Raw genomic sequence first — 21,805 nt, forward strand, 5'->3', positions numbered from 1 at the left:
CCGGCCCCGTGATCGGGCCGGCTGCCTGCTACGCGCATCGCAGTTCAACGACGCTCGAACGTGCCGTCCCGCAGGCGCCAAAGCCCGAGCGGATTCTCATCCTGCACTGCTTGCGGCAACAATGCGGGCGGCAGATCCTGATAGCAAACCGGACGCAGGAAACGATCGATCGCAAGCGTGCCGACAGAAGTCGAACGTGGATCCGATGTCGCCGGGAACGGGCCGCCGTGGACCATCGCGTGCGAGACCTCCACACCTGTCGGATAGCCGTTCGCGAGAATGCGGCCGGCCTTGCGTTCGAGAACCGGCAGCAGTTTGCGCGCAAGCTCGTGGTCGTCGCGCTCGAGGTGCAGCGTGGCCGTCAGTTGGCCTTCGAGATGTTCCGCGAGTTCGACCATTTCGTCGATGTCGCGACAAGTCACGATCAGCGACGTCGGACCGAAGATTTCATCTTCGAGCGGCGGTTGTTGCAGGAACTGCGATTGCGTCGTCGCGAACAGCGCCGGCAGTGCCGAATTCGGCGCATCGCTGGCCGCGCCGACAGCAACGCGCTTCACGCCTTCGACCCCACTGCGGCGCGTCACGCCGTCGCGATACGCCGAGGCGATTCCGGCCGTCAGCATCGTCTGCGCACCCTTCTTTTCGAGCGCTTTCACGGCCGCGTCGATGAACGCTTGCGTATTCGGCCCTTCGAGTACGACGACGAGACCGGGGTTCGTACAGAACTGACCGACGCCGAGCGTCAGCGATTCGACGAAACCGTTCGCCGTTTCCGCTGCACGCGACGCGAGCACGCCTGGCATTACGAACGTCGGATTGATACTGCTCATTTCGGCGTAGACCGGAATCGGCTCGCGGCGCTGCGCCGCAATCTTCATCAGTGCGATACCGCCGCCGCGCGAACCGGTGAAGCCAACGGCCTTGATGGCGGGGTGCGCGACAAGCGCTTCGCCGACTGCATTACCCGCACCGATCACGAGCGAGAAGACGCCGGCCGGCAAGCCGCACTCCTTGACCGCCTGCGCGATGGCGCGGCCGACGAGTTCGGAAGTGCCCAGATGCGCCGGGTGCGCCTTGACGACGACGGGACAACCGGCGGCGAAAGCCGACGCGGTGTCGCCACCCGCCACCGAGAACGCCAGCGGGAAGTTGCTCGCACCGAAGACGGCCACCGGTCCCACTGGAATCTTCTGCAACCGCAAGTCGGAGCGCGGCAGCGGCTTGCGCTCGGGTTGCGCCGAGTCGAGCGTGGCGCCCAGCCAGCGGCCATCGCGCACGAGCGCGGCGAACAGTTTCAATTGGCCGACAGTGCGACCGCGTTCGCCTTCGAGCCGCGCCTTCGGCAAGGCGGATTCGATATGCGCGCGCTCGATCAGCGCATCGCCCAACGCGATGATCTGCTCGGCGATCGCCTCCAGGAACCGGGCGCGCTGCTCGAGCGGGGCCTGGCGAAACGGGTCGAATGCCTCACGCGCGAGCCGACAGGCACGATCGACGTCGTTCGCATCGCCCGCGCCGAACGCCGGCTCGATTTCCGCGTTGCGCGCGGGGTCGAACGCGCGCAGCGTGCCAGCCGTGCCGCGCACTGCCTCTGCGCCGATCAGCATGTGTCCGGTGATCTCCATCGTCAATCTCTCCTCAACTCAGGGATGCCGGGGCCGACTTGCCCCGGTTAGGGTCGCCACGACGCGCATACGCGACGTCGAAACCCACGATCTTCGCACGTTTCCGATTTTCGTGACGGACGTCGGATTGGCGGAGGCCGAATTGTGAGTCCCGTAAAAGCTCACCCTTGTCAGCACAAGCGACGTGGAAGCAGGCGCTCCCGTAAAAGCTCACCTCCGCCTTGCGCCCCTGTTGCCGGGTCTGCCGCGCTCGATGTCCCGATCGATCCGGAACGTTTCGCTCAGTGGCGCTAGCCCTCGCCGCTCGATGCAAGAAACCTCATGAGGAGGGACTACTCTGCCGTGCAGATCAACGTTAATCCACGGCCGTGCCGGCCGATGACCGGCGCGGGCGGCAGGAGTGAACCATGCCCCTACGGATCGGATCGTCCGCTGCACAGCTCGGCGATCACCCCCCCGCGTCGACGAAAGATGGCAAAGCCCCCGGCGGGCTCCCCGCCGGCGCGGCACGCCCGGGGTTGAGCCGCGGCGACGCCGTGCTGGGGGCGCTCACGCAACGCGCGAGCGCCGGCGGCGAGCGTCCCGCTGACGGCAATGGGTCGCTGCGACGCACGCAATCCATGAGCCGGCTGGCCGATTTTTCGCGCGTCGCGCTCGAACGTCAACGTACGCTGCCGGCGACCGCGAGAGAGCGATCGGACGCAGCGGCAAGCCTGCTTGTCGCGCGAGAACCTTCCCGGCCGGCGGAAAGCGAGCCCGCGTCGGCATCGGGGGCGAATCCGCCGCGGCCGACGCTCAAGCCGGGTGCCGACAAGCCGAAGCCCGCTGCGCAGAACGCGAATCAATCGACGCCGGGCGCTCAAGGGGCTCAGGGGGCTCAGGGGGCTCAGGGGGCTCATGGCGCTCATGCGGCAACCGTGGCGCCCGCACCCGCGTACGGTTACCCGGTTTATTCGCCGCATTGGAGCGTGCCCGGATATCGCACGCACGTGGTGGGCGCGCATCGGCCGATCGGCTTTTCATACGGTCACGGAGAGGACGCGTACGGCCGCGTCCATGCACACGTCGGCTTTCATTATTTCGGCCGTCGACATACGGTGCGCTTCGGGTTGCCGGGTTTGACGAGCGGGTTCTTGAGCGGACTGCGCAGCGGCTTGTTCAACCCCGTCGTTTATCACGCGCCGCCGTCGGGCAGCTACTACGCTGGCTACGGCGCGCATACCGCGCCTTACGCGGGCCATTACGTTCAGCCGCAGGATTATTTTGGGCATGCCGGCTATGCGATCGGGTATCCGCCCTCCTATGCGATCGGTTACCCCGCGGCTCGGCAAGCCTGACCGCTTCGTATCTCTCATACATCAGGAACTCATGTTGACGTCAACGGCCAGCGATTTGCGCGTTTCCCAAAAGTACTGTATATATATACTTGTTCATTTATACAGTATAGGCTCTGTATGGAACGGCTGATCCGAATTGCGAATGACGACGACCGGCAGGCGCTGGCTTGGCTCATGACCCACGCGGGGAACGTGCGCGTGACCGAAGCGGCGCGGCACTTGGCGCACTCGGGTCGTCCCGTGTTTGTCTCGGCACTGTGCCGCTATCTGGGGATTTGCCCGCCTGCACCGCGTCGGCCGGTTCGCGCCGCGCAAGACTGCGTGCTGGCGGAGCAGCATTTGGCGCAGATCCGACGAATTCTGGCCGGCGCGAAGCCAGCGACCGCGGCGGTCCACCACCGCTAGCCGCGACGCAGGTCGAGTTCACGCCGAGCGCGATCTCCGCTACCCGACAATGCGCGCGACGAGCACTCCGTTCATCAGCAACACCGCCGCGGCAAACACGATGGCGAGCGACATTGCGAGCGGCCCCAGTCGATAGCCGCCCATGACCCGTCGCCGGCAGGCAACCGCCAACAACGCAATCATGGGTACGGGCACGGCGATGCTCAGTACGACCTGGCTCAGCACGAGCGCACGCGTGGCATCCACGCCCATTCCGACGACGATGAATCCCGGGAGCATCGTGACGAGCCGGCGCAACCAGAGCGGCACGGTAAAGCCCAGAAAATCCCGCATGATCATCTGCCCCGCCATCGTGCCGACGACCGAACTCGATATGCCCGATGCCATCAAGGCGGTCAGAAACAGCCCACCTGCCATCGAACCGAAGAGCGGCATCAGCGTCCGATAGGCGACGTCGATCTGTGCCATCCGCGGGAATCCTTGGTGAAACGCACCCGCGGCCATGGCCACCATCGTCATGTTGACGAGCCCCGCCACGCCGAGTGCGATGACGACTTCCGCGTTGGAATAGCGCAGCAGCGTGCGCCGTTCGCCATCGGTGAGCGGCGCGACGCGCTCGCCCGTCAGTCCCGAATGAAGAAACAGTGCATGCGGCATCACCGTGGCGCCCACGATGCCCACGGCCACGAAGAGCGCCTCGCGATCGGCGACCGTCGGCACGAACGTTCCGCGCGCAACTGCGCTCCACTCGAGCGGCACGAACAGCAATTGCGCGAGATAGGCGATCACAATGACGCCGACCAGCGCGCCGATCGCCAGCTCGAGCGGACGAAAACCGCGCCCCTGCATCAGCAGCAGCCCCCAGGTCAGCACAGCCGTGACGCCCATGCCGACGATGAGCGGCAGATGCGCAAGCAGCGAAAAACCGATAGCTGCCCCGAGAAACTCCGCTAAGTCGGTGGCCATCGCCGCGATCTCGGCGACGAACCACATCGCCAACGTCACCGGCTTGGGCGCAGCGCGTGCACAAACGCGGGCCAGGCTCTCGCCCGTCACCACCCCGACGCGCGCCGAAATCGACTGGAACAGCATCGCGACGACATTCGCAAACAGCACGACCCACAGCAACGCATATCCGTATCCCGCGCCTGCCTGCAGATTCGTTGCAATATTCCCGGGGTCCATGTAAGCGACCGAAACGACTACGGCCGGCCCGGCGAAGGGCAGTAGCATGCGCGCGCCGCGGCGCCGGCCTTCGAGCACTTCGCGAAGCTGCCCGGCCGTACGAGCGCTCAAGCCTCGCCGACGATCTGACATGGGCACCTCGTTCATCGCGCGGTCTCTTGAGTGTTCATGCGTCCGATCGAATTTCTGCGGGAACAGAACGTGCTCTTCGGCTGACGTCCCACCCATCGTCGCCGCCGCATGAAACCACCCCGCACTTCGCATGCCAACCGCTGCGGTCCTACACCGCACGTCGGACGGTCTGTCATGTTCGGAAGGTCTGTCATGTTCGCCGCCGGTTGGATCACCGTCCTCGCACAAGCCACTCCACAGCACGATGCGCTCGCGCCTGCAGGAGTGCAAGCGGCCCATATCGCACGCCTTTGGCACTTCACGCTCATCGTGACAGGCGCGGTCTTCGCCGCAGTGCTTCTGGCCGTACTCGTGGGGCTGGCGCGCCGCCGCGCCGATACGCCGGCCGCACCCGATCTGTCGGCCAATACCCGCCCGGAGCGCGGCCCGCGACGGGCCGTCATCGCGGCAACCACCGTTTCCGTCGTGCTGCTCGTCGGGCTGACAGTGGCCGACGCACTGACGGATCGGGCGCTTTCGAAACTGCCGGCCGCCCACGCGCTGCACATCCAGGTTACCGGGTGGCAGTGGTGGTGGCAGGCAAACTACGCACCCGAAGACGGCGCCCCCGGTTTCGCCGTCGCCAACGAACTGCACGTACCCGTAGGCCGGCCCGTGATCGTGTCGCTGGCGGCCGGCGATGTCATTCATAGTTTCTGGGTGCCGAATCTCCATGGCAAGAAGGACTTGTTGCCGGGCATCGGTTCGACGATCGAATTCCGCGCGGACCGGCCCGGCGCTTACCGCGGCCAATGCGCGGAGTTCTGCGGCACCGAACATGCGCTGATGGCCATGACTGTCATGGCCGACCCGCCCGAGCGCTATGCCGCCTGGGCAGCCGCGCAACGCCTGCCGGCCGCGCCGCCGGACAACGCACTGGCCGCGCGCGGCCGGGCGCTCTTCGAGGCGTCGGCATGCGCGAATTGCCATACCGTACGTGGCACGCATGCGCTCGGCATGCTCGCGCCCGACCTCACGCATCTGATGAGCCGCCGCACGCTGGCCGCGGGCGCGCTGGAAAACAATCCGGCCAACCTCGCCGCATGGATCCGTAATCCGCAGGCAGCCAAGCCCGGCGCGACCATGCCTGCGAGCGCGTTGCCGGCCGCCGACATTCAGGCGCTCGTCGCCTGGCTCACCACGCTCAAATGACGATGGCGCACACCGGCCCCGAGTTCTCGAGCCGCGACGAACATCGAGTCGACGGCCCGACCGCCACCGATACCACGCGGCGCCTGCTCGCCCGCACATGGGACGACCCGCCGGGCATCGTCGGGATGCTCGCCGCGGTCAACCACAAGACCATCGCGCGCCGCTTCGTCGTGACCACGTTCGCATTTTTTGCGCTGGCAGGCATGCTCGCGCTCACGATGCGCCTGCAGTTGGCACGGCCGGGCCTGCACCTCGTCGGCCCCGACCTGTACGACACGCTGTTCACGATTCACGGCACGACGATGATGTTTCTCTTCGGCGTCCCGGTCATGCAGGCCGTGGCGATTTATCTGATCCCATTGATGGTCGGCGCGCGCAGCATCGCCTTTCCGCGCATGAACGCCTATGCCTACTGGGTGTTCCTGTTCGGCGGACTCACGCTGTACGTCGCCTTCGTGCTCGGCGCCGGCCCGCGCGCGGGTTGGTTCAGCTATGTTCCGCTTGCGGGCCCCGACTACGCCACCGGCAAGGGCACCGACATCTGGGCGCAGATGATCACGTTCACCGAGCTTGCCTCGCTGCTCGAAGCCATCGTGCTGATCACGACGATCCTCAAGATGCGGGCACCGGGCATGTCGCTCAACCGAATACCGCTTTTCGCATGGGCCACGCTCGTCACGCAGTTCATGGTCATCTTCGCCATGCCGGCCGTGATGCTCGCCAGTACCGCACTGATTCTCGACCGGCTCGTCGGGACGCAGTTCTTCAATCCGTCGCTCGGCGGCGACGTCCTGCTCTGGCAACACCTCTTCTGGTTCTTCGGCCACCCGGAGGTCTATCTGATCTTCATCCCGGCACTCGGTTTCATCTCGTCGATCCTGCCAACCTTTGCGCGGCGACCGATATTCGGCTACACCGCGATCGTCCTCGCGCTGATCGCGACCGCTTTCCTGGCCTTCGGGCTATGGGTTCACCACATGTTCGCCACCAGCGTTCCGCAGCTCGGCAAAAGTTTTTTCACCGCCGCGAGCGTGATGATCGCCCTTCCCTCCGGCCTGCAAATCTATTGCTGGATCGCCACGCTCCTCACAGGCCGCCTGAACCTCAAAACGCCGCTGCTGTTCGTCCTCGCATTCTTCTTCATCCTCGTGCTGGGCGGGATGACCGGCGTCATGCTCGGCTCGGTATCGCTCGATCTGCAGTTGCACGACACTTATTTCGTCGTCGCGCATCTGCACTACGTGCTGATCGGCGGAGCCGTCTTCCCGCTCTTCGCCGCCGTTCACTACTGGTTTCCGAAGGTCACGGGACGCATGCTCGACGAGCGGCTCGGACGCTGGCAGTTCTGGCTCTTCTTCATCGGCTTCAACGTCGCGTTTTTCCCGATGCACTGGCTGGGACTCCACGGCATGCCACGGCGCGTCTGGACCTATCCGGCCGGTATGGGCTGGTCCGCGATGAACCTGATCTCGACCGTCGGCGCGTGGACCATCGCGGCAAGCGTGCTGCTGTTCGTCTTCAACGTCTGGCGCAGCCTGCGGCATGGGCCGAGCGCGGGCCCGAATCCCTGGGGCGCCGGCACGCTCGAATGGGCCGCGCCGAGCCCGCCGCCGCCGCACAACTTCGATGCGCTGCCGGTCGTGCACGGCCGCGATCCGCTCTGGGATCCGCCAACGCATCCCGCCCATGTCAGCGGACTTGCGGCCGATGCCCGCGAGGTACTGCTCACGACGGTGCTCGACGCGCGCCCGGACCTGCGCTCGCTGTTCCCGACGCCATCGATCTGGCCGTTCGTCAGTGCCGTTGCCACGACCGTGCTCTTCATCGGTTCGATCTTCACGCCGTGGGCTGTCGTGTGGGGTTCCGTGCCGGTCGTCATCGCACTGACCGCATGGTTCTGGCCGACGCGACGTCATCACGCGCAAGCCATGGCGCCGGAGCGCAAGCCATGAGCAGCGGCGATGCTTCCTCGCGCAACGGACGCGCTTCGGTCGATGTCCGCGATCTGCCGAGCTTCGGCTTCGGACATCGCAGCGCGATGTGGTGGGCGACGGCCGGACTGATGCTGATCGAGGGGACGGTCTTCGCGATCGCCGTCGCGATGTACTTCTACCTGCGCGATATCAACGCGGCGTGGCCGCTCGATGCCCCGCCGCCCGAGATGCGCTGGGGTACGGCAAACCTCGCGATTCTGCTCATGAGCCTCGTGCCGAACGAATTGGCGAAGCGGGCCGCGCAGCGCCTCGATCTACCGCGCTGCAGACTCTGGCTGACGATATGCCTCGCGTTTTCCCTCGCCTTTCTCGCGGTGCGCGGTCTCGAATTCGCGGCGCTCAACGTGAAGTGGTACGCGAACGCCTACGGGTCGATCGTGTGGTTTCTGCTCGGCCTGCACACGACGCACCTGGTCACCGATACGATCGATACGGCCGTTCTGGGCGTGCTGCTGTTTACGGGACCGATCGAGGGTCGACGATTCGTCGATGTCAGCGAGAACGCGCTGTATTGGTATTTCGTCGTGCTCAGTTGGATACCGATATACGCCGTCGTCTATCTGGCGCCGCGCGCACTGTTTTGATGGCCGGCCGCGCCGGCCGAGCCGGTGGAACCGGTCGAAGGAGAGGACGCACCGCATGAACACAATGAAAACCTGGTTCGCGCTGCTGGCGGTACCTGCACTCGTGCTCGCGACACAAAGCGCCGACTATGCTCTCGTTCACTACGCCTGCGCGTGGCACACCCGAGCGCCGCTGAATGCCGTGAGCGGCATCGCGTTCGCTGTCTCGATTGCGGCGACTGCGCTGGCCTATCGTCGATGGCGCCAGACGTCCGTGCCGTTTTCGGCAACTTATGAATCGCGCGACGCGCGCGAGGCCTTTCTGGCGTTTGCCGCGACGATCGTCGGCGCGCTGGGCACGCTCGTGCAACTGATGATGTGGTTCCCGCAATGGCTGCTCTCCGCCTGTCGATGAGCGTGCGCGCCTGCGCGAGGTCGTCCGTACGGCGTGCGCCGGCGCTCTTCGCTGCCGCCCTCGCCGCGCCCGCCTCGGCGCATACGCCCACCACGGGGGCCTCGGGTACACCCGTGTTTGGCTGGACGTTCGACTCGTGGGTGATCGCCTTACTCGCGTTGAGCCTGGCCGCGTATCTCGCGGGATTCGTCCGACTGACGCGACGTTCCCGTCTTGGACGTCGCGCGCGACAGACGCATCTGATGGCGTTCGCAGCCGGGTGGATCGTACTCGCCGCTGTACTCGTCTCACCGCTCGACGCGTTGAGCGCGGCACTTTTTTCGGCGCACATGGTGCAGCATGAAGCGATGATGATCGTCGCCGCGCCGCTTCTCGTCGCGGGCCGGCCGCTCGGCATCTGGATATGGGCGCTGCCGCAACGTGCCCGTATGGCGATCGGCCGTGTATTGCGCACGCGCGCATGGTCCGCCGCATGGCGCGCGCTGGTCGCTCCGCTGCCGGCCTGGCTTCTCCATGCCGTGGCGCTCTGGGCCTGGCACGCGCCGCCGCTCTTCGAGAGCGCACTCGCCCATTCCGTCGTTCATACCCTGCAACATGCAAGCTTCCTGGGGACCGCCCTGATCTTCTGGTGGTCGATTCTCGGCGAGGGGGCGGCACGGCGCGGTTCGGGCCATGCGATGCTTTCACTCTTTACGACGATGGTCCATACCGGCGCCCTCGGCGCGCTCATCACGCTCTCGCCGGGCGTCTGGTATCCGTCCTATGTCGAGCCGACGAGCGCACTCGGCATGGAGCCGCTCGGCGATCAGCAACTTGGTGGGCTCGTGATGTGGGTGCCCGCCTCGCTCGCCTATTTGATCGGCGCGCTGATTGTCGCTGGACGATGGTTGACTCGCGCTCACTCTCCGCTCATTCCACTCATATCGCACGCGCCATCGGCAGAGCCGATTCCGGAGCCCAACGCTGCGTCGCTTCGGGAGCCCACGCGATGAAGGCCTCGCTCGCCCTGCGATTGCTGCTGCTGACGCTGCCTGCCATCGTCGCCATAGCGATGGGCAACGCCGGACGGGAAACAGCGCAGGCCTCCACCGATGACGCAAAGCAGGCCGCCGCACCGCATCGGGCCGATGCTGTCTCGGGTGCGGACGCCACCCTGCTCGAACGCGGCGCGTACATCGCAAAAGCCGCTGACTGCGCAGGCTGCCATACAGCACCCGAAGGCGGGGCGCCTTATGCGGGCGGACTCGGCATGGGCTCGCCGTTCGGCACCATCGTAACCAGCAACATCACACCCGATGTGCGCTACGGCATCGGCCGCTACAGCTACGATGATTTCGCAAAAGCACTGCGCGAAGGCGTCGCGCGCGGCGGCAAGCGACTCTACCCGGCGATGCCGTACACGGCGTTCGCCAAAATGAGCGATGGCGACCTGCACGCGCTCTACACGTTCATGATGCAGGGCGTGCCACCGGTGTCGAAGCCGACGCCGCCCTCCGACGTCGCATTTCCGTTCAACCAGCGCTGGATGTTGCGTTTCTGGCAATGGGCGTTTATGCCGCACAAGGGCGTTCGGCAGCCATCGGGACGCGATGCGCAATGGTATCGTGGCGCCTATCTCGTTCAATCGCTGGGTCACTGCGGCGCATGCCATACGCCGCGCGGCTTCGCCTACGAAGAGCGCGGCTACGACGAATCGGCGCCGCGTTTCCTCACCGGTGGTATCAACGACCACTGGTTCGCGTCGAATCTGACAGGCGACGCGGGCTCCGGCTTAGGCCGCCTCAGCGAAACCGATATCGCGCGCTTCCTGAAGACGGGCCATGGCGCCGGCATCGTGGCCTACGGGAGCATGGTTCAGCAGATCGAGGACAGTACGCAATATCTCAGCGATGGCGACCTGCTCGCAATCGCCCACTACCTGAAGTCGCTGCCGGCGCGCGAACCTTCCGGCACGTTCGCACCGCAAGACGCATCGACGCAGCCGAGCGCGAACGGCAATCGCGTGGCCGACGATCAGTCGCTCGGAAACATCGTCTACCGATCGTTTTGCGCGCGTTGCCACGGGCTCGACGGCAAGGGCGTGCCCAATGTGTTCCCCGCGCTGGCGGGCAATCCATCGGTGCTCGCGAAAGATACGACGTCGCTGATCCGCCTGCTCGTGGAGGGTGGAAACAGCCCCGCCACGGAGTCGGGTCCGCCACGCCAACGGATGCCCGCGTTTGCCGGCACACTGGTCGACGCACAGATGGGACAAGTGCTGACCTACATCCGCAGCGCATGGGGCAACAACGCTCAGCCGATCAGCGGCAACGACGTCCATGCGCTGCGGCAACTGCTGCATAAATGACATGACTCGAACGAAGCGCGCCGGTCGGTCCGACGCGCCGCTCGGCTACGGCTGACGCTGGCCGCCTTGGTGACGCGGCATCTTTTGCTGATTCTGTTGCTGCTGAGGCTGCCGGTGATCGCCACGATCATGCCCGCGCGGGTTGGTCGGCGCGGCCTGGCTGGGTTTTCGCGATGTCATCTGGTCCTCCTGTTGGCTGAAGAAAATCTCGGAGACTCGCCTGTATCGCGTCGCAACGGCCGTTCCCGGCCCGCGCGAGCGGGTCACACGATCGCATCCGCCATGTAAGGGGCGCATGCCGATGCGCGTGGTATCTTTAGGCCCGCCGGCGCTCACTGCCTGCCATCGAATGGCGCAAGCGGCGCGCCAGGATATATCCACAGACTTTGCGAGCCTCAAAGGCCAATTTTTCGATGGCAATGCAATTCGACGACGGGGAGCGCGCGGCCGTATATCGCGCCATCCATGAACGGCGGGACATGCGTCATTTCGTGCGCAAGCCGGTCGACCCGCACGTGCTCGCCCGCCTGTTCGATGCGGCGCATCACGCACCGAGCGTCGGATATATGCAGCCATGGAGAATCGTCAGGGTGACCGACGACGCACGGCGCAAAGCGCTGCACGATGCCGTCGAGCGCGAGCGCGCACGCACAGCCGCTGCGCTCGGCGAGCGCAGCGACGAATTCATGAAGCTCAAGGTGGAAGGCATGCTCGAGTGCGCCGAGCTGCTCGTCATGGCACTGATGGATGGCCGCGAAAAACACGTATTCGGTCGCCGCACGATGCCCGATATGGATCTGGCGTCGGTTGCCTGCGCGATTCAGAACATGTGGCTCGCTGCACGCGCGGAAGGGCTCGGCATGGGATGGGTGTCGCTCTTCGAGGTGGACGACGTTCGCCGCTTGTTGCGGATGCCGATGGGCGCCCGGCCTGTCGCCATACTATGCCTCGGACACGTCGAGCGCTTCTATCCTCGGCCGATGCTCGAAATCGAACACTGGGCCCAACGAATGCCGCTATCCGAGTGCGTTTTCGAAAACGAATGGCCGCCGACGGACTCCGAGCGCTGAAGGCCCCAGGCCTCGCGCCCGGTTATCCCTCGCAGCGATAGAAATCCATGTTCTGTCCGGCGGCGACGGCACGACGCAACCAATCCGGCGGATCTCCGTAGCCATCCCACGTATTGCCCATCGCATCGCGGTAAAGGATGGGCCGTTCAGCCTGCTTGTCGGCGGAAATCGATTCCGCCACAGCTTCGACCGTAATGCCGTATTCGTCCATGCGACGCCGGAGCCAGCGAATCAATCGTTCGCGAGCCTCGCCTTCAAGCTGTTCCATCGATGATTCCGGTTGTAGTTGATGCGGGGGTGTGGAGCCCCTTATTTGACCCGAGCCGAATCATACTCGACTCGCGGCAGCAGGCGGTTACAACCGCCCAACGGCGGGTCCGGATGGACGCGCGCCAGATTGTGTTTCAGGCCGTCGATGTCAATTATCGATACAAAACTTCCAAAAAGCAAAACGTCAAAACCAATAACGAGGTCTACTCCGCATATTGCGTCGGAGTATCCCAAAGCAGGAAACACCATCCCGTAAAAGCTCACCATCGGCGCCGCCGCGCGACAAGGTGAGCCTTTACGGGAGAAAATGCGGGACTTCGCGCGGCACGGCGGGCGCCAACTCGCCGAAAAGCGTCCCGCGAAGCAGAAAATCGCGCGCAAAGCACCCTGCAACACACCGCAACGGGGCAAACAAGCACTCTTTATCCCGAAAAACCTCACCTCACGCCCCGGGGCTCCCGAAAAACCTCACCACGCGGGAGCCCGCCTTGTCGGACGGCGCGGCCTAGCCGCGGTATCCGGTCACCGGTGCGGTGGCTGAACCCGTCGACATGCGTACCATCATGGCTGCATCCAGCAACGCTTCCATCTGCTGGCGGTCATACGGCTTGCGCAGCATTGTGGCCCCGGCGAGCGCTTCCGGCTTGCGGCCGTCGGGCAGCTCGTCGTACCCCGATGCGAAGATCACGCGCAACCCCGGCTGCAATGCGACAGCCCGCATCGCCAGTTCGTCGCCGGACAGATCGGGCAGTGCGATGTCCGTCACGATCACATCGAACGTGTGCTTGCCGAGGAGTACCAGCGCTTGCGCCGCATCGGCGGCTTCAGTCACGGCATAGCCGAGATAGGACAGCATGTCCGCCGTTGTGAAGCGAACCATAGGGTCGTCATCGACCAGCAGCACGCGCCCGCGCAAGCGGCCGGGCGTGCGGACGGCGTTGACGGCCTGAGCATCGTCCGTCCCAGGCAACGGCGGCGAAGGCAATGCCGGCTTGCCACGCACCTGATGCCGCAACACGTGGCGAATCTTGCGCGCCAGCGCTTCGCGGCTATAGGGTTTGCTGAGCAGATCGACGCCATCGTCGAGCCGGCCGCCATGCACGATCGCGTTATCGGTATAGCCCGACGTGAACAGAACCGCGATGTTGGGTAGTCGTTCCCGCGCGCGGCGGGCCAGCTCGGGACTGTCGAGGGGACCCGGCATGACGACGTCGGTGAATACGAGGTCGATCGGCACCCCGCTTTCGACGATCGCGAGCGCGCTTTGCGCGTCCTTCGCCCGCAGCACGCGATAACCGAGTTCTGAGAGCAGATCGACGACCGTTCCGCGCACGTCTTCGTCGTCCTCGACGACGAGAATGGTTTCCGTACCGCCCGTGATCGGCCCGGCCTCGACTTCGGTCTCGACATCCTCGGGCTGGCGGGCGCGCGGCAAATAGAGCCGCACGGTCGTACCCTGCTCGAGCTCGCTGTAGATCTTGATGTGTCCGCCCGATTGCTTGACGAAACCGTAGACCATGCTCAGCCCGAGGCCCGTGCCGCGGCCTTCGGGTTTCGTCGTAAAGAACGGCTCGAAGACACGCTCGAGCAACTCGGCCGGTATACCGCAACCGGTGTCGGTCACGGCGACCATGACGTATTGGCCGGGCGCCACGTCGGGATGACGCGCGACATAGACGTCGTCGAGAAAAGCATTGCCCGCTTCGATCGTGAGCTTGCCGTGACCCTGCATCGCGTCGCGCGCATTGATAGCCAGATTGAGCAGGGCATTTTCGACCTGCACGGTATCGACGAACGTATTCCACAGCCCGCCCGTGATCACCGTTTCGATTTCGACGCTTTCTCCAAGCGAGCGGCGCAGCATGTCGTCGATGCCGCGAATCAGCCTGCCAAGATTGACCGTCTTCGGCGACAACGGTTGCCGACGTCCGAATGCCAGCAGTTGCGAAGCGAGCCGCGAACCGCGTGCCGTCGCGGCAACGGCGGTCTGCAGCCGCTGCTCGGCGCGCAGATTCCCCGATACGTCGCGGCTCAGCAGTTGAAGATTGCCGGCAATGACTTGCAAGACGTTGTTGAAATCGTGAGCGACACCGCCCGTGAGCTTGCCGATCGCTTCCATTTTTTGCGCCTGGCGCAATTGCGCCTCGGTATGCAGGCGTTCCGCAATCGCCGCGGCGACGCGTCTTTCCAGTACGACGTTCGCCTCGCGCAAAATCTGTTCGGCCTCCTTACGATCCGAGATATCGATGATCGAGCCGATGTAGCCGAGAAACTTCCCGTCGTCGCCGAAGCGCGGTACCGCCGCGCCCAACACCCAGCGATAATCGCCGGCAGCGGTCCGTACCCGGTATTCGGCGCGAAACGGCCTGCGTTCGGCATGGGCATCGAGAAAGGCCTGGCGGGCGCTCTCGCGATCCTCGTCGTGCAGTGCTGCCCAGGCGCCTGCGCCTATGGCCTCATCGAGCGTCTGTCCGGTGAACTCGCACCAAGGCTGGTTCAGATAATCGAATTCGGCCTCCGGCGTGCTGATCCACATCATCACCGGTGCGTGATTGGCCATGTTCCGGAACCGCGCCTCGCTTTCGCGTAGATCGCGTGTGGCCTCGCGTCGCAGCCTCGCCATCTCGAGGTTTGCATTGACGCGCGCGAGAAGCTCGCGAGCCGAAAACGGCTTCGTCAGATAGTCGTCGGCGCCCGCGCCCAACCCCTCGACACTCGCCTCTTCGCCCGCACGCGCGGAAACGAGCACGACCGGCAAATCACGTAGTTCGGAGTCCGAACGAATTGCACGCAGCAAGCCGAAGCCGTCGAGACCCGGCATCATGACGTCGCTCAAGACGACGTCGGGCCTGCGCTCGCGGATCGCCGCGAGCGCTTCGTGCCCATCGGCGGCAGTGTCGACCTCCCATTGCCCCCGCAACAACCGGCTCATATAGCGGCGCATGTCCTCGTTATCGTCGACGACAAGCACGCGCGCCCCCCTCGTCCGGCTGCCGAACGGCAGCGTCGGCAGATCGTCGGCGCGCTCGGACGGGGCTTCGTCGCTGTCCTCCGCGCCCGCCTGCGGCAGCCAGCGCAGGGCCTCTTCGACGTACGCACCGGCACGGTGGGGCGTCCATGCAAGCAGGCGTTCGGGACCGATGCGATCGGGCGCCAGATGGGCGGTGCCGAATGGAAGGCTCAGGGTGAATGCGGTACCGCGTCCCACCTCGCTATCGACGGAGATCGTGCCGCCGTGCAGCTTGACGAGTTCGTGCACGAGCGCGAGGCCGATACCGGACCCTTCGAAGGAGCGGCTGCGCTGCCCCTCGACACGGTGAAAACGCTCGAACAAGCGCGCAAGCTCGTTCGAGGGAATACCGACACCCGTATCGCGAACGACGATCTGCGCTGCTTCGCCGTCGGGCGACACCTGCGTGCGCACCTCGATGCGCCCTTCGAACGTGAACTTGAATGCATTGGACAGGAGATTGAGGACGATCTTCTCCCACATATCGCGGTCGACGTAGACCGGCTGCGGCAGGCTCTCGCACTCGATAGACAATTCGAGGCCGGCCCGCTGGGTGGCCGACTCGAAACTCGACGCGAGTTCCGCGGTGAACTTGGCCACATCGGTCGGCTCGAACATCGCTGTCGCACGCCCCGCCTCGATGCGCGAGAAGTCGAGCAGCGAATTGACGAGCCTGAGCAACCGCACGCTGCTGCGATGTGCGGTCAGCAGGCGGCGCCGTTGAGGCGGCACCAGCGCATTTGCCGACGAATCGTTGAGGGCATCTTCGAGCGGTCCCAGCATCAGCGTGAGCGGCGTCCGAAACTCGTGACTCACGTTCGAAAAGAACGCGGTCTTGGCACGGTCGATTTCGGCCAGGACTTCGGCACGCCGCCGCTCGTCCTCGTAGGCCTGGGCATGGCCGATGGCCGCCGAAATCTGTCCGGCAACGAGCCCGAGAAAGCTTCGATAGTTACCGTCGTACAGGCGATACGGATTGAGCCCGACCACGAGCACGCCAGCCCGCCCGGCTTCCGCGCCCGGCACGATGGGCAGCAATGCCGCCTGCGCAGGGGACTCGTCCCACGGACCGCTCGGCAACGGTACGCCAATGCGCTCGTCGAATTCCGAGACCAGCGTGGGTGTGCGCGTGCGCAATACCTCGCCGACCGGCCAGATCGACGAATCGTCCGCGGCGATCGAATGCGGCGCGGCCCGGTGGGCGCGATCGACCCCGGACGCACACGCGAGCTCGAGCGTCGGTGCGCTCATATCGTCCGCCATATAAATCATCGCGAACGGCAGATCGCGGCCGTTCGTGCCGAGTGCCTGCGCGCTGCGTGCGCACACTTCCTGCCAGGTTCGGGCACGCGTTGCATCGGCGGCCAGATCGCGCAACAGCGCCAGTTGCCGTTCGCCGATGACGCGTGGCGTATCGTCCGTACTTGCGCAAATGATTCCGCCGGCGCCGCCGTCGTCGTTTGGAATGGGGCTGAACGAGAACGTGTAATACGTTTCCTCGGGGTAGCCGTTACGCTCCATGACGAGCAGTTGCTCCTCGACATAAGTGCCGCGGCCCCCGCTCATCGCCATATCGAGCATCGGCTCGATATCGCTCCATATTTCGCCCCACACGTCCTTTATCGGCCGGCCCAGCGCCCATTCGTGCTTGCCGCCGATAATCGACTTGTATGGATCGTTATAAAAATAGATCAATTGCTTGCCCCAGCCGATCCAGATCGGCTGGCTCGAATTGAGCATGATGCGCAGCGCGACTTTGAGGCTTTGCGGCCACGTATCAGGCGCACCGAGCGGCGTCCCGCTCCAATCGAATGCGCGGATGAGCCCGCCCAGTTCGCCGCCGCCCGAAAGAAAGTCCCAACCCTGCGGCTGGCGCAACGAATGCGATGCTTCGTTCATGTGGCAGTTCCTTGCTCGTCGATTCAGCAAAGATATCGCCGCCACTCGCAAAAACCAATATGCCGTATGGTCAAATCGCCGTAAATGCGCGAATAAAAATCGGGCACAAATCGTGCGCACCGCGACGACTGCAAGAATTACTGAGCGGGCGATCCGCCATCCGACGAATCGGAAACAAAGTTGCGCGATCAACAGCTCAAAGCGTATCGTCCGTCGTCAATGCCTCGCGCAACGCCCGATCGAGGCGCTCCCACGCGCGTTCGTCGGCGGGCAAGCCAAACCGCAGCCCGGGCACGACATCGAATCGGCGGACCCACACGGCGCGACGTGCGAGTCCCTCCTGCAGACGAGCGGCATCGGCGCAGCGTACCCAGGCAAAGAGGGGCGTATGCGTCGCTTTCAATCCGTGCCGCTCGAGCAAGGCCACGAGGCGCGCCGACGCGTCGCGCAGCTGGGTACGCATCGAGCGCTGCCACTGTTCGTCCAGCAACGCGGCCCGCACAACGCTACGCGCCGGGCCCGATACGGTCCACGGCCCACGCAGTCCACGCATCGCGTCATCGAGTGCGGCCGGAGCGAGCGCGAACCCGGCCCGGGCGCCAGCGAGACCATAGAACTTGCCGACCGAGCGCAATACGACAAGGCCGTCGGTCTCGATATGCGAGGCCACGCTCAGATGAGGCGTCGCCTCGACGTACGCCTCGTCGACGATAAGGCCCCCGCCACGCGAAACGAGCTGACGATGCCAGTCGAGCAGCGTGGCCGCATCGAACGATTCGGTGCCGGGGTTGTTGGGGTTCACGACGACCAGATGCGTCAGCGTCGCCGGTAGCGGCACGCCCGGAGCAAGAAGGAAATCGGCGGCGACGCGTCGATCGGCAAACGGCTCCGTGACGAAGCGCTCCACCGTAAAACCCGCGGCTGCGAACGCCGGCGCATATTCGCCGTAAGTCAGCAGGCCGATACCGATGCGCCCCACGGGCAGGACCTGCGGCAGCATGCGAATGGCCGCTTGCGTGCCCGCCACGGCCAGCGCGCGCGGCGCGCCATAATGGGCGGCCGCGATCGCTTCGAGATCGTCGCCGTCATCGGGCAAGCGCAGCCACGCCTGCGCGTCGATATCGGGCACCGGATAACCGCATGGATTGATGCCTGTCGAAAGGTCGATCCACTCTTCGCGAGCCATACCGTAACGGCGCACGGCTTCGGAAAGGTTGCCGCCATGAGGCACGGCAACGGAGACGATGGGACGCTCGGATGTCGACATGATCTGCTCAAAACACCATTGACGCGGCGGCTAGCAGGATCAGGCCGGCCAGCCATGCCAAGAGCGCGCGCCGGACGAGCGACAGCGCCCGCCCGATATCGCGGGCATGCGGCGCGGCGCCGCTGCCGAGCGGTGGACGCGCTTCGTCGACGCCATGATAGCGGGCGCTTCCGCCGCACGATACGTCGAGGCTGCCGGCACCGCTTGCCATGACGGGCCCCGCATTCGGGCTGTCCCACGCCGCTGCCTGGGTCCACCAACACCGCAATGCGTTGCGTGGATTGCCGCACAGCGCATAAGTCAGCGCGGTCAGGCGCGCGGGCAGATAGTTGGCCGCATCGTCGAGGCGGGCGGCGGCCCAGCCGAACGAGGTGAACCGCGGCGTGCGATAGCCCCACATCGCATCGAGCGTGTTGACGAGCCGATAGGCCAGCGCGCCCGGCCCTCCTGCGATGGCGAACCAGAACAATGCCCCGAAAATCGCGTCGTTGCCGTTTTCCAGGGCCGATTCCACGGCAGCGCGTGCGACGGCCGATGCTTCCGCGTCCGAAAGATCGCGCGTGACGATGCGCGATGCCAGCGCGCGCGCGCGCGGCAAATCGCCGTTCGCGAGCGCGCCTTCGATCGGAGCGATGTGATCGGAAAGGCTGCGCGCACCGAGCGCGAACCACAGCAACAACGCATGGAGCATCCATCCAAACGCGACCGGTAACACGCGCATGAGCACGATCGATAGCGCGACCGGCGGCACGACGGCCACTGCCCAACCGACGACGCCGAGCGCGCGAACGCGCAGCGCGGCCAGCCGCGTGCGCGAATCGCATCGTTCGGTTCGCGTATCAACCGTATCGCGGTCCGGGTTGAGCGATCGTTCGAGCCGCTTTGCGAATCGTCCGAATGCGACGAGCGGATGAGCGCGCTGCGGCTCGCCCAGCCACCAGTCGAGTACGACGCCCACGATAGCGAGCATGGCGATTGCCGCGAAGGACGGTAGCGCCATCATTGCAATGCTCCCGCCGAAGCGGCCGTTGTCCGGCCCAGTTGCCGCACGCATGCGTATGCGCCGACGCGAGCGGCGGTGACATAATGCAGCCCTGCTTCACGGCACGCGCCCGCCGCGCGATGCTCGCGCAAAAGGCGCGCTTCATAATCGACCCGCTCAGGACGCCCCCCATGCCACGTGCGCTGATGATTCAAGGAACGAGCTCCGATTCGGGCAAAAGCACGCTTGTCGGCGCGCTGTGCCGAATCGCCGCGCGAGCCGGCATCCGCGTCGCGCCGTTCAAGCCGCAAAACATGTCGCTCAACAGCGCCGTCACCGTCGATGGCGGCGAAATCGGCCGCGCCCAGGCCTGGCAAGCGTTGGCGGCCGGTGTCGACCCCCATACGGATATGAACCCGGTGCTGCTCAAACCGAACAGCGACATCGGCGCGCAAGTCATCGTCCACGGTCGGGCGCGCGGCAACCTCGATGCGCGGGCCTATCATGCGTACAAGCCGATCGCCATGCAGGCCGTGCTCGAATCGTTCGATCGACTGCGGGCCGCCTACGATCTCGTGCTTGTGGAAGGCGCAGGCAGTCCGGCCGAAATCAACCTGCGCGAGGGCGATATCGCGAACATGGGCTTCGCCGAAGCGGCCGATTGCCCCGTCATCATCGTTGCCGATATCGATCGAGGCGGCGTGTTCGCGCAAATCATCGGCACGCTCGCCTGTCTTTCGGAGGCTGAACGCGCGCGCGTCAAGGGCGTGATCGTCAACAAATTTCGGGGCGACCCGGCGCTTCTCCAACCCGGCATCGATTGGGTCGAAGCACGCACCGGCACACCCGTGCTCGGCGTGGTGCCGTTCGTGCCAGGCCTCTGGCTCGATGCCGAGGACATGTTGCCGGCCGCACGGCACGCACCCGCCTCGGACGACACGGTGTTGCGCGTGATCGTGCCGGCGCTGCCGCGCATCAGCAATCACACCGATTTCGATCCGCTGCGCGCGCACCCGCAAGTCGACTTCCGTTACGTCCGGGCCGGCGAACCGCTGCCCGCAGCGGATCTCGTCATTCTGCCCGGCAGTAAAAGCGTTCAACGCGATCTCGCCTGGCTTCGCGCACAGGGGTGGGAGGACTACCTGCGTCGCCATCTGCGTTATGACGGGAAGGTCATCGGCATATGCGGCGGAATGCAAATGCTCGGACGCGGCATGCGCGATCCGCTTGGCATCGAGAGCTCTACCGAACGCACCCGCGGCTTCGGGCTGCTCGATTTCGAGACCGAGCTTGCGCCCGAAAAACAACTCGTCCGCATCGAGGGTTCGCTGACACTCGGCGATGCGCCGGTGCATGGATATGAAATCCACATGGGGACGACGACGGGCACGGCACTCGCGCGGCCGGCCATGTGGCTGCGCCAGGGCGCTGGCGACGAGCCGCGGCCCGACGGCGCCATATCCGACGATGGCCAGATTTTCGCCACTTATCTGCATGGCCTCTTCGACGGTCCCGATGCCTGCGCGGCATTGCTGCGCTGGGCGGGGCTCGATGATGCCCAGCGCATCGATCACGACGCGCGCAGGCTTGCGTCGATCGACACATTGGCCGACGCCGTTGCCGCGCACGTCGATGTACCAGCGCTTTGGCGCTTGATCGAATGAGCGGGAATCGCGATGAGCCAAGGCCGTTGTCCGTCGTTGCAAGGAACGGCGTAGTCTAGCGGGTCGCGGGATTTCCGTCGACGATGACGCCTGCGCATCCATCGTATCGCGTCCCGCAAAAGCTCACCTTATGCCGAGGCAGGCAGCGCGGTCGCGCATGATCGTGCACCGCGCGTCTGGCTGACGCCTCCCGAAAACACTCACCTTGATCGCCGCGGGATAAGGCGTTACGGGCGCCGCAATCCCGAAAACGCTCACCTTTGGCATCTTGGGGGCCGCGCGTACAGGCCCCCTCTACGGCAGGTCCCGGAAAAGCTCACCGATGGGGGCCGAGCGAAAGCGATCCCTTCCTCGGCTCCCGAAAAACCTCACCCTAAGAGGCGGCCGATATACTCCCGAAAATACTCACCGTCACGGACGATCGCGATCACGCATTCGATGCACCCTCC

At 65.1% G+C, this 21,805-nt stretch carries 16 protein-coding genes; 10 read left to right on the forward strand and 6 right to left on the reverse strand.

The window, feature by feature from the left end:
- Window positions 1-44: 44 nt before the first annotated feature.
- Complete coding sequence (locus ACO1XS_RS11115) at window positions 45-1,625, reverse strand: aldehyde dehydrogenase (NADP(+)) (protein WP_486390687.1); 1,581 nt, start codon at window positions 1,623-1,625, stop codon at window positions 45-47.
- 407 nt (window positions 1,626-2,032) lie between these two features.
- On the opposite strand from ACO1XS_RS11115, the gene ACO1XS_RS11120 reads away from it, so the two are divergent.
- Entirely contained in the window at window positions 2,033-2,962 is a 930-nt protein-coding gene (locus ACO1XS_RS11120) for a hypothetical protein (protein ID WP_486390688.1), read from the forward strand.
- Window positions 2,963-3,079: 117 nt separating this feature from the next.
- Window positions 3,080-3,367 carry a CppA family protein gene (locus tag ACO1XS_RS11125; protein WP_486390689.1) on the forward strand — a complete coding sequence of 96 codons (288 nt, stop codon included), beginning with the start codon at window positions 3,080-3,082 and terminating at the stop codon, window positions 3,365-3,367.
- Window positions 3,368-3,406: 39 nt separating this feature from the next.
- Here the strand turns inward: ACO1XS_RS11125 and ACO1XS_RS11130 are convergent, their stop codons facing one another.
- The gene (locus tag ACO1XS_RS11130) at window positions 3,407-4,684 is read right to left on the reverse strand and encodes an Nramp family divalent metal transporter (protein ID WP_486390690.1); all 1,278 of its coding nucleotides are present in this window, start codon (window positions 4,682-4,684) and stop codon (window positions 3,407-3,409) included.
- A 192-nt stretch (window positions 4,685-4,876) separates the two neighbouring features.
- Here ACO1XS_RS11130 and coxB point away from each other — a divergent pair, with 192 nt between their 5' ends.
- From coxB to bluB, 7 genes are all read left to right on the forward strand, one after another.
- The gene (coxB, locus tag ACO1XS_RS11135) at window positions 4,877-5,875 is read left to right on the forward strand and encodes a cytochrome c oxidase subunit II (RefSeq protein ID WP_331568594.1); all 999 of its coding nucleotides are present in this window, start codon (window positions 4,877-4,879) and stop codon (window positions 5,873-5,875) included.
- A gap of 2 nt (window positions 5,876-5,877) precedes the next feature.
- Complete coding sequence (gene ctaD / locus ACO1XS_RS11140) at window positions 5,878-7,827, forward strand: cytochrome c oxidase subunit I (RefSeq protein WP_486390703.1); 1,950 nt, start codon at window positions 5,878-5,880, stop codon at window positions 7,825-7,827.
- A complete protein-coding gene (locus ACO1XS_RS11145; RefSeq protein ID WP_486390691.1) occupies window positions 7,824-8,453 on the forward strand; it encodes a cytochrome c oxidase subunit 3 in 630 nt (209 codons plus the stop codon). The genes ctaD and ACO1XS_RS11145 overlap by 4 nt, the downstream gene beginning before the upstream one ends.
- 55 nt (window positions 8,454-8,508) lie before the next feature.
- The gene (locus ACO1XS_RS11150; protein ID WP_486390692.1) at window positions 8,509-8,847 is read left to right on the forward strand and encodes a hypothetical protein; all 339 of its coding nucleotides are present in this window, start codon (window positions 8,509-8,511) and stop codon (window positions 8,845-8,847) included.
- The gene (locus tag ACO1XS_RS11155) at window positions 8,823-9,839 is read left to right on the forward strand and encodes a cytochrome c oxidase assembly protein (protein WP_331568588.1); all 1,017 of its coding nucleotides are present in this window, start codon (window positions 8,823-8,825) and stop codon (window positions 9,837-9,839) included. The genes ACO1XS_RS11150 and ACO1XS_RS11155 overlap by 25 nt, the downstream gene beginning before the upstream one ends.
- Window positions 9,836-11,194 carry a c-type cytochrome gene (locus ACO1XS_RS11160; protein ID WP_486390693.1) on the forward strand — a complete coding sequence of 453 codons (1,359 nt, stop codon included), beginning with the start codon at window positions 9,836-9,838 and terminating at the stop codon, window positions 11,192-11,194. The genes ACO1XS_RS11155 and ACO1XS_RS11160 overlap by 4 nt, the downstream gene beginning before the upstream one ends.
- 413 nt (window positions 11,195-11,607) lie before the next feature.
- Window positions 11,608-12,264 (forward strand): 5,6-dimethylbenzimidazole synthase, encoded by a 657-nt coding sequence (gene bluB, locus ACO1XS_RS11165; protein WP_331570725.1) that lies wholly within the window; start codon window positions 11,608-11,610, stop codon window positions 12,262-12,264.
- A gap of 22 nt (window positions 12,265-12,286) precedes the next feature.
- On the opposite strand, the gene ACO1XS_RS11170 is transcribed toward bluB, so the two are convergent.
- From ACO1XS_RS11170 to ACO1XS_RS11185, 4 genes are all read right to left on the reverse strand, one after another.
- A complete protein-coding gene (locus ACO1XS_RS11170) occupies window positions 12,287-12,532 on the reverse strand; it encodes an H-NS family nucleoid-associated regulatory protein (protein ID WP_173260386.1) in 246 nt (81 codons plus the stop codon).
- A 507-nt stretch (window positions 12,533-13,039) separates the two neighbouring features.
- A complete protein-coding gene (locus ACO1XS_RS11175) occupies window positions 13,040-17,443 on the reverse strand; it encodes a response regulator (protein ID WP_486390694.1) in 4,404 nt (1,467 codons plus the stop codon).
- A 196-nt stretch (window positions 17,444-17,639) separates the two neighbouring features.
- Window positions 17,640-18,710: a threonine-phosphate decarboxylase CobD gene (gene cobD, locus ACO1XS_RS11180; RefSeq protein ID WP_486390695.1), complete on the reverse strand. Its 1,071-nt coding sequence runs from the start codon at window positions 18,708-18,710 to the stop codon at window positions 17,640-17,642.
- A gap of 7 nt (window positions 18,711-18,717) precedes the next feature.
- Window positions 18,718-19,710: a CobD/CbiB family cobalamin biosynthesis protein gene (locus tag ACO1XS_RS11185; RefSeq protein WP_486390704.1), complete on the reverse strand. Its 993-nt coding sequence runs from the start codon at window positions 19,708-19,710 to the stop codon at window positions 18,718-18,720.
- Between the two features lie 173 nt (window positions 19,711-19,883).
- Here ACO1XS_RS11185 and ACO1XS_RS11190 point away from each other — a divergent pair, with 173 nt between their 5' ends.
- The gene (locus tag ACO1XS_RS11190) at window positions 19,884-21,356 is read left to right on the forward strand and encodes a cobyric acid synthase (protein WP_486390696.1); all 1,473 of its coding nucleotides are present in this window, start codon (window positions 19,884-19,886) and stop codon (window positions 21,354-21,356) included.
- Window positions 21,357-21,805: the final 449 nt, after the last annotated feature.

The sequence above is a fragment of the Trinickia sp. genome, assembly GCF_057351765.1.

What these genes read in the sequence shown, in the direction of transcription:
- ACO1XS_RS11115 (WP_486390687.1), bottom strand. Translation starts at nt 1,625, where the DNA reads ATGGAGATCACCGGACACATGCTGATCGGCGCAGAGGCAGTGCGCGGC.
- ACO1XS_RS11120 (WP_486390688.1), top strand. Translation starts at nt 2,033, where the DNA reads ATGCCCCTACGGATCGGATCGTCCGCTGCACAGCTCGGCGATCACCCC.
- ACO1XS_RS11125 (WP_486390689.1), top strand. Translation starts at nt 3,080, where the DNA reads ATGGAACGGCTGATCCGAATTGCGAATGACGACGACCGGCAGGCGCTG.
- ACO1XS_RS11130 (WP_486390690.1), bottom strand. Translation starts at nt 4,684, where the DNA reads ATGTCAGATCGTCGGCGAGGCTTGAGCGCTCGTACGGCCGGGCAGCTT.
- coxB (WP_331568594.1), top strand. Translation starts at nt 4,877, where the DNA reads ATGTTCGCCGCCGGTTGGATCACCGTCCTCGCACAAGCCACTCCACAG.
- ctaD (WP_486390703.1), top strand. Translation starts at nt 5,878, where the DNA reads ATGGCGCACACCGGCCCCGAGTTCTCGAGCCGCGACGAACATCGAGTC.
- ACO1XS_RS11145 (WP_486390691.1), top strand. Translation starts at nt 7,824, where the DNA reads ATGAGCAGCGGCGATGCTTCCTCGCGCAACGGACGCGCTTCGGTCGAT.
- ACO1XS_RS11150 (WP_486390692.1), top strand. Translation starts at nt 8,509, where the DNA reads ATGAACACAATGAAAACCTGGTTCGCGCTGCTGGCGGTACCTGCACTC.
- ACO1XS_RS11155 (WP_331568588.1), top strand. Translation starts at nt 8,823, where the DNA reads ATGGCTGCTCTCCGCCTGTCGATGAGCGTGCGCGCCTGCGCGAGGTCG.
- ACO1XS_RS11160 (WP_486390693.1), top strand. Translation starts at nt 9,836, where the DNA reads ATGAAGGCCTCGCTCGCCCTGCGATTGCTGCTGCTGACGCTGCCTGCC.
- bluB (WP_331570725.1), top strand. Translation starts at nt 11,608, where the DNA reads ATGGCAATGCAATTCGACGACGGGGAGCGCGCGGCCGTATATCGCGCC.
- ACO1XS_RS11170 (WP_173260386.1), bottom strand. Translation starts at nt 12,532, where the DNA reads ATGGAACAGCTTGAAGGCGAGGCTCGCGAACGATTGATTCGCTGGCTC.
- ACO1XS_RS11175 (WP_486390694.1), bottom strand. Translation starts at nt 17,443, where the DNA reads ATGAACGAAGCATCGCATTCGTTGCGCCAGCCGCAGGGTTGGGACTTT.
- cobD (WP_486390695.1), bottom strand. Translation starts at nt 18,710, where the DNA reads ATGTCGACATCCGAGCGTCCCATCGTCTCCGTTGCCGTGCCTCATGGC.
- ACO1XS_RS11185 (WP_486390704.1), bottom strand. Translation starts at nt 19,710, where the DNA reads ATGGCGCTACCGTCCTTCGCGGCAATCGCCATGCTCGCTATCGTGGGC.
- ACO1XS_RS11190 (WP_486390696.1), top strand. Translation starts at nt 19,884, where the DNA reads ATGCCACGTGCGCTGATGATTCAAGGAACGAGCTCCGATTCGGGCAAA.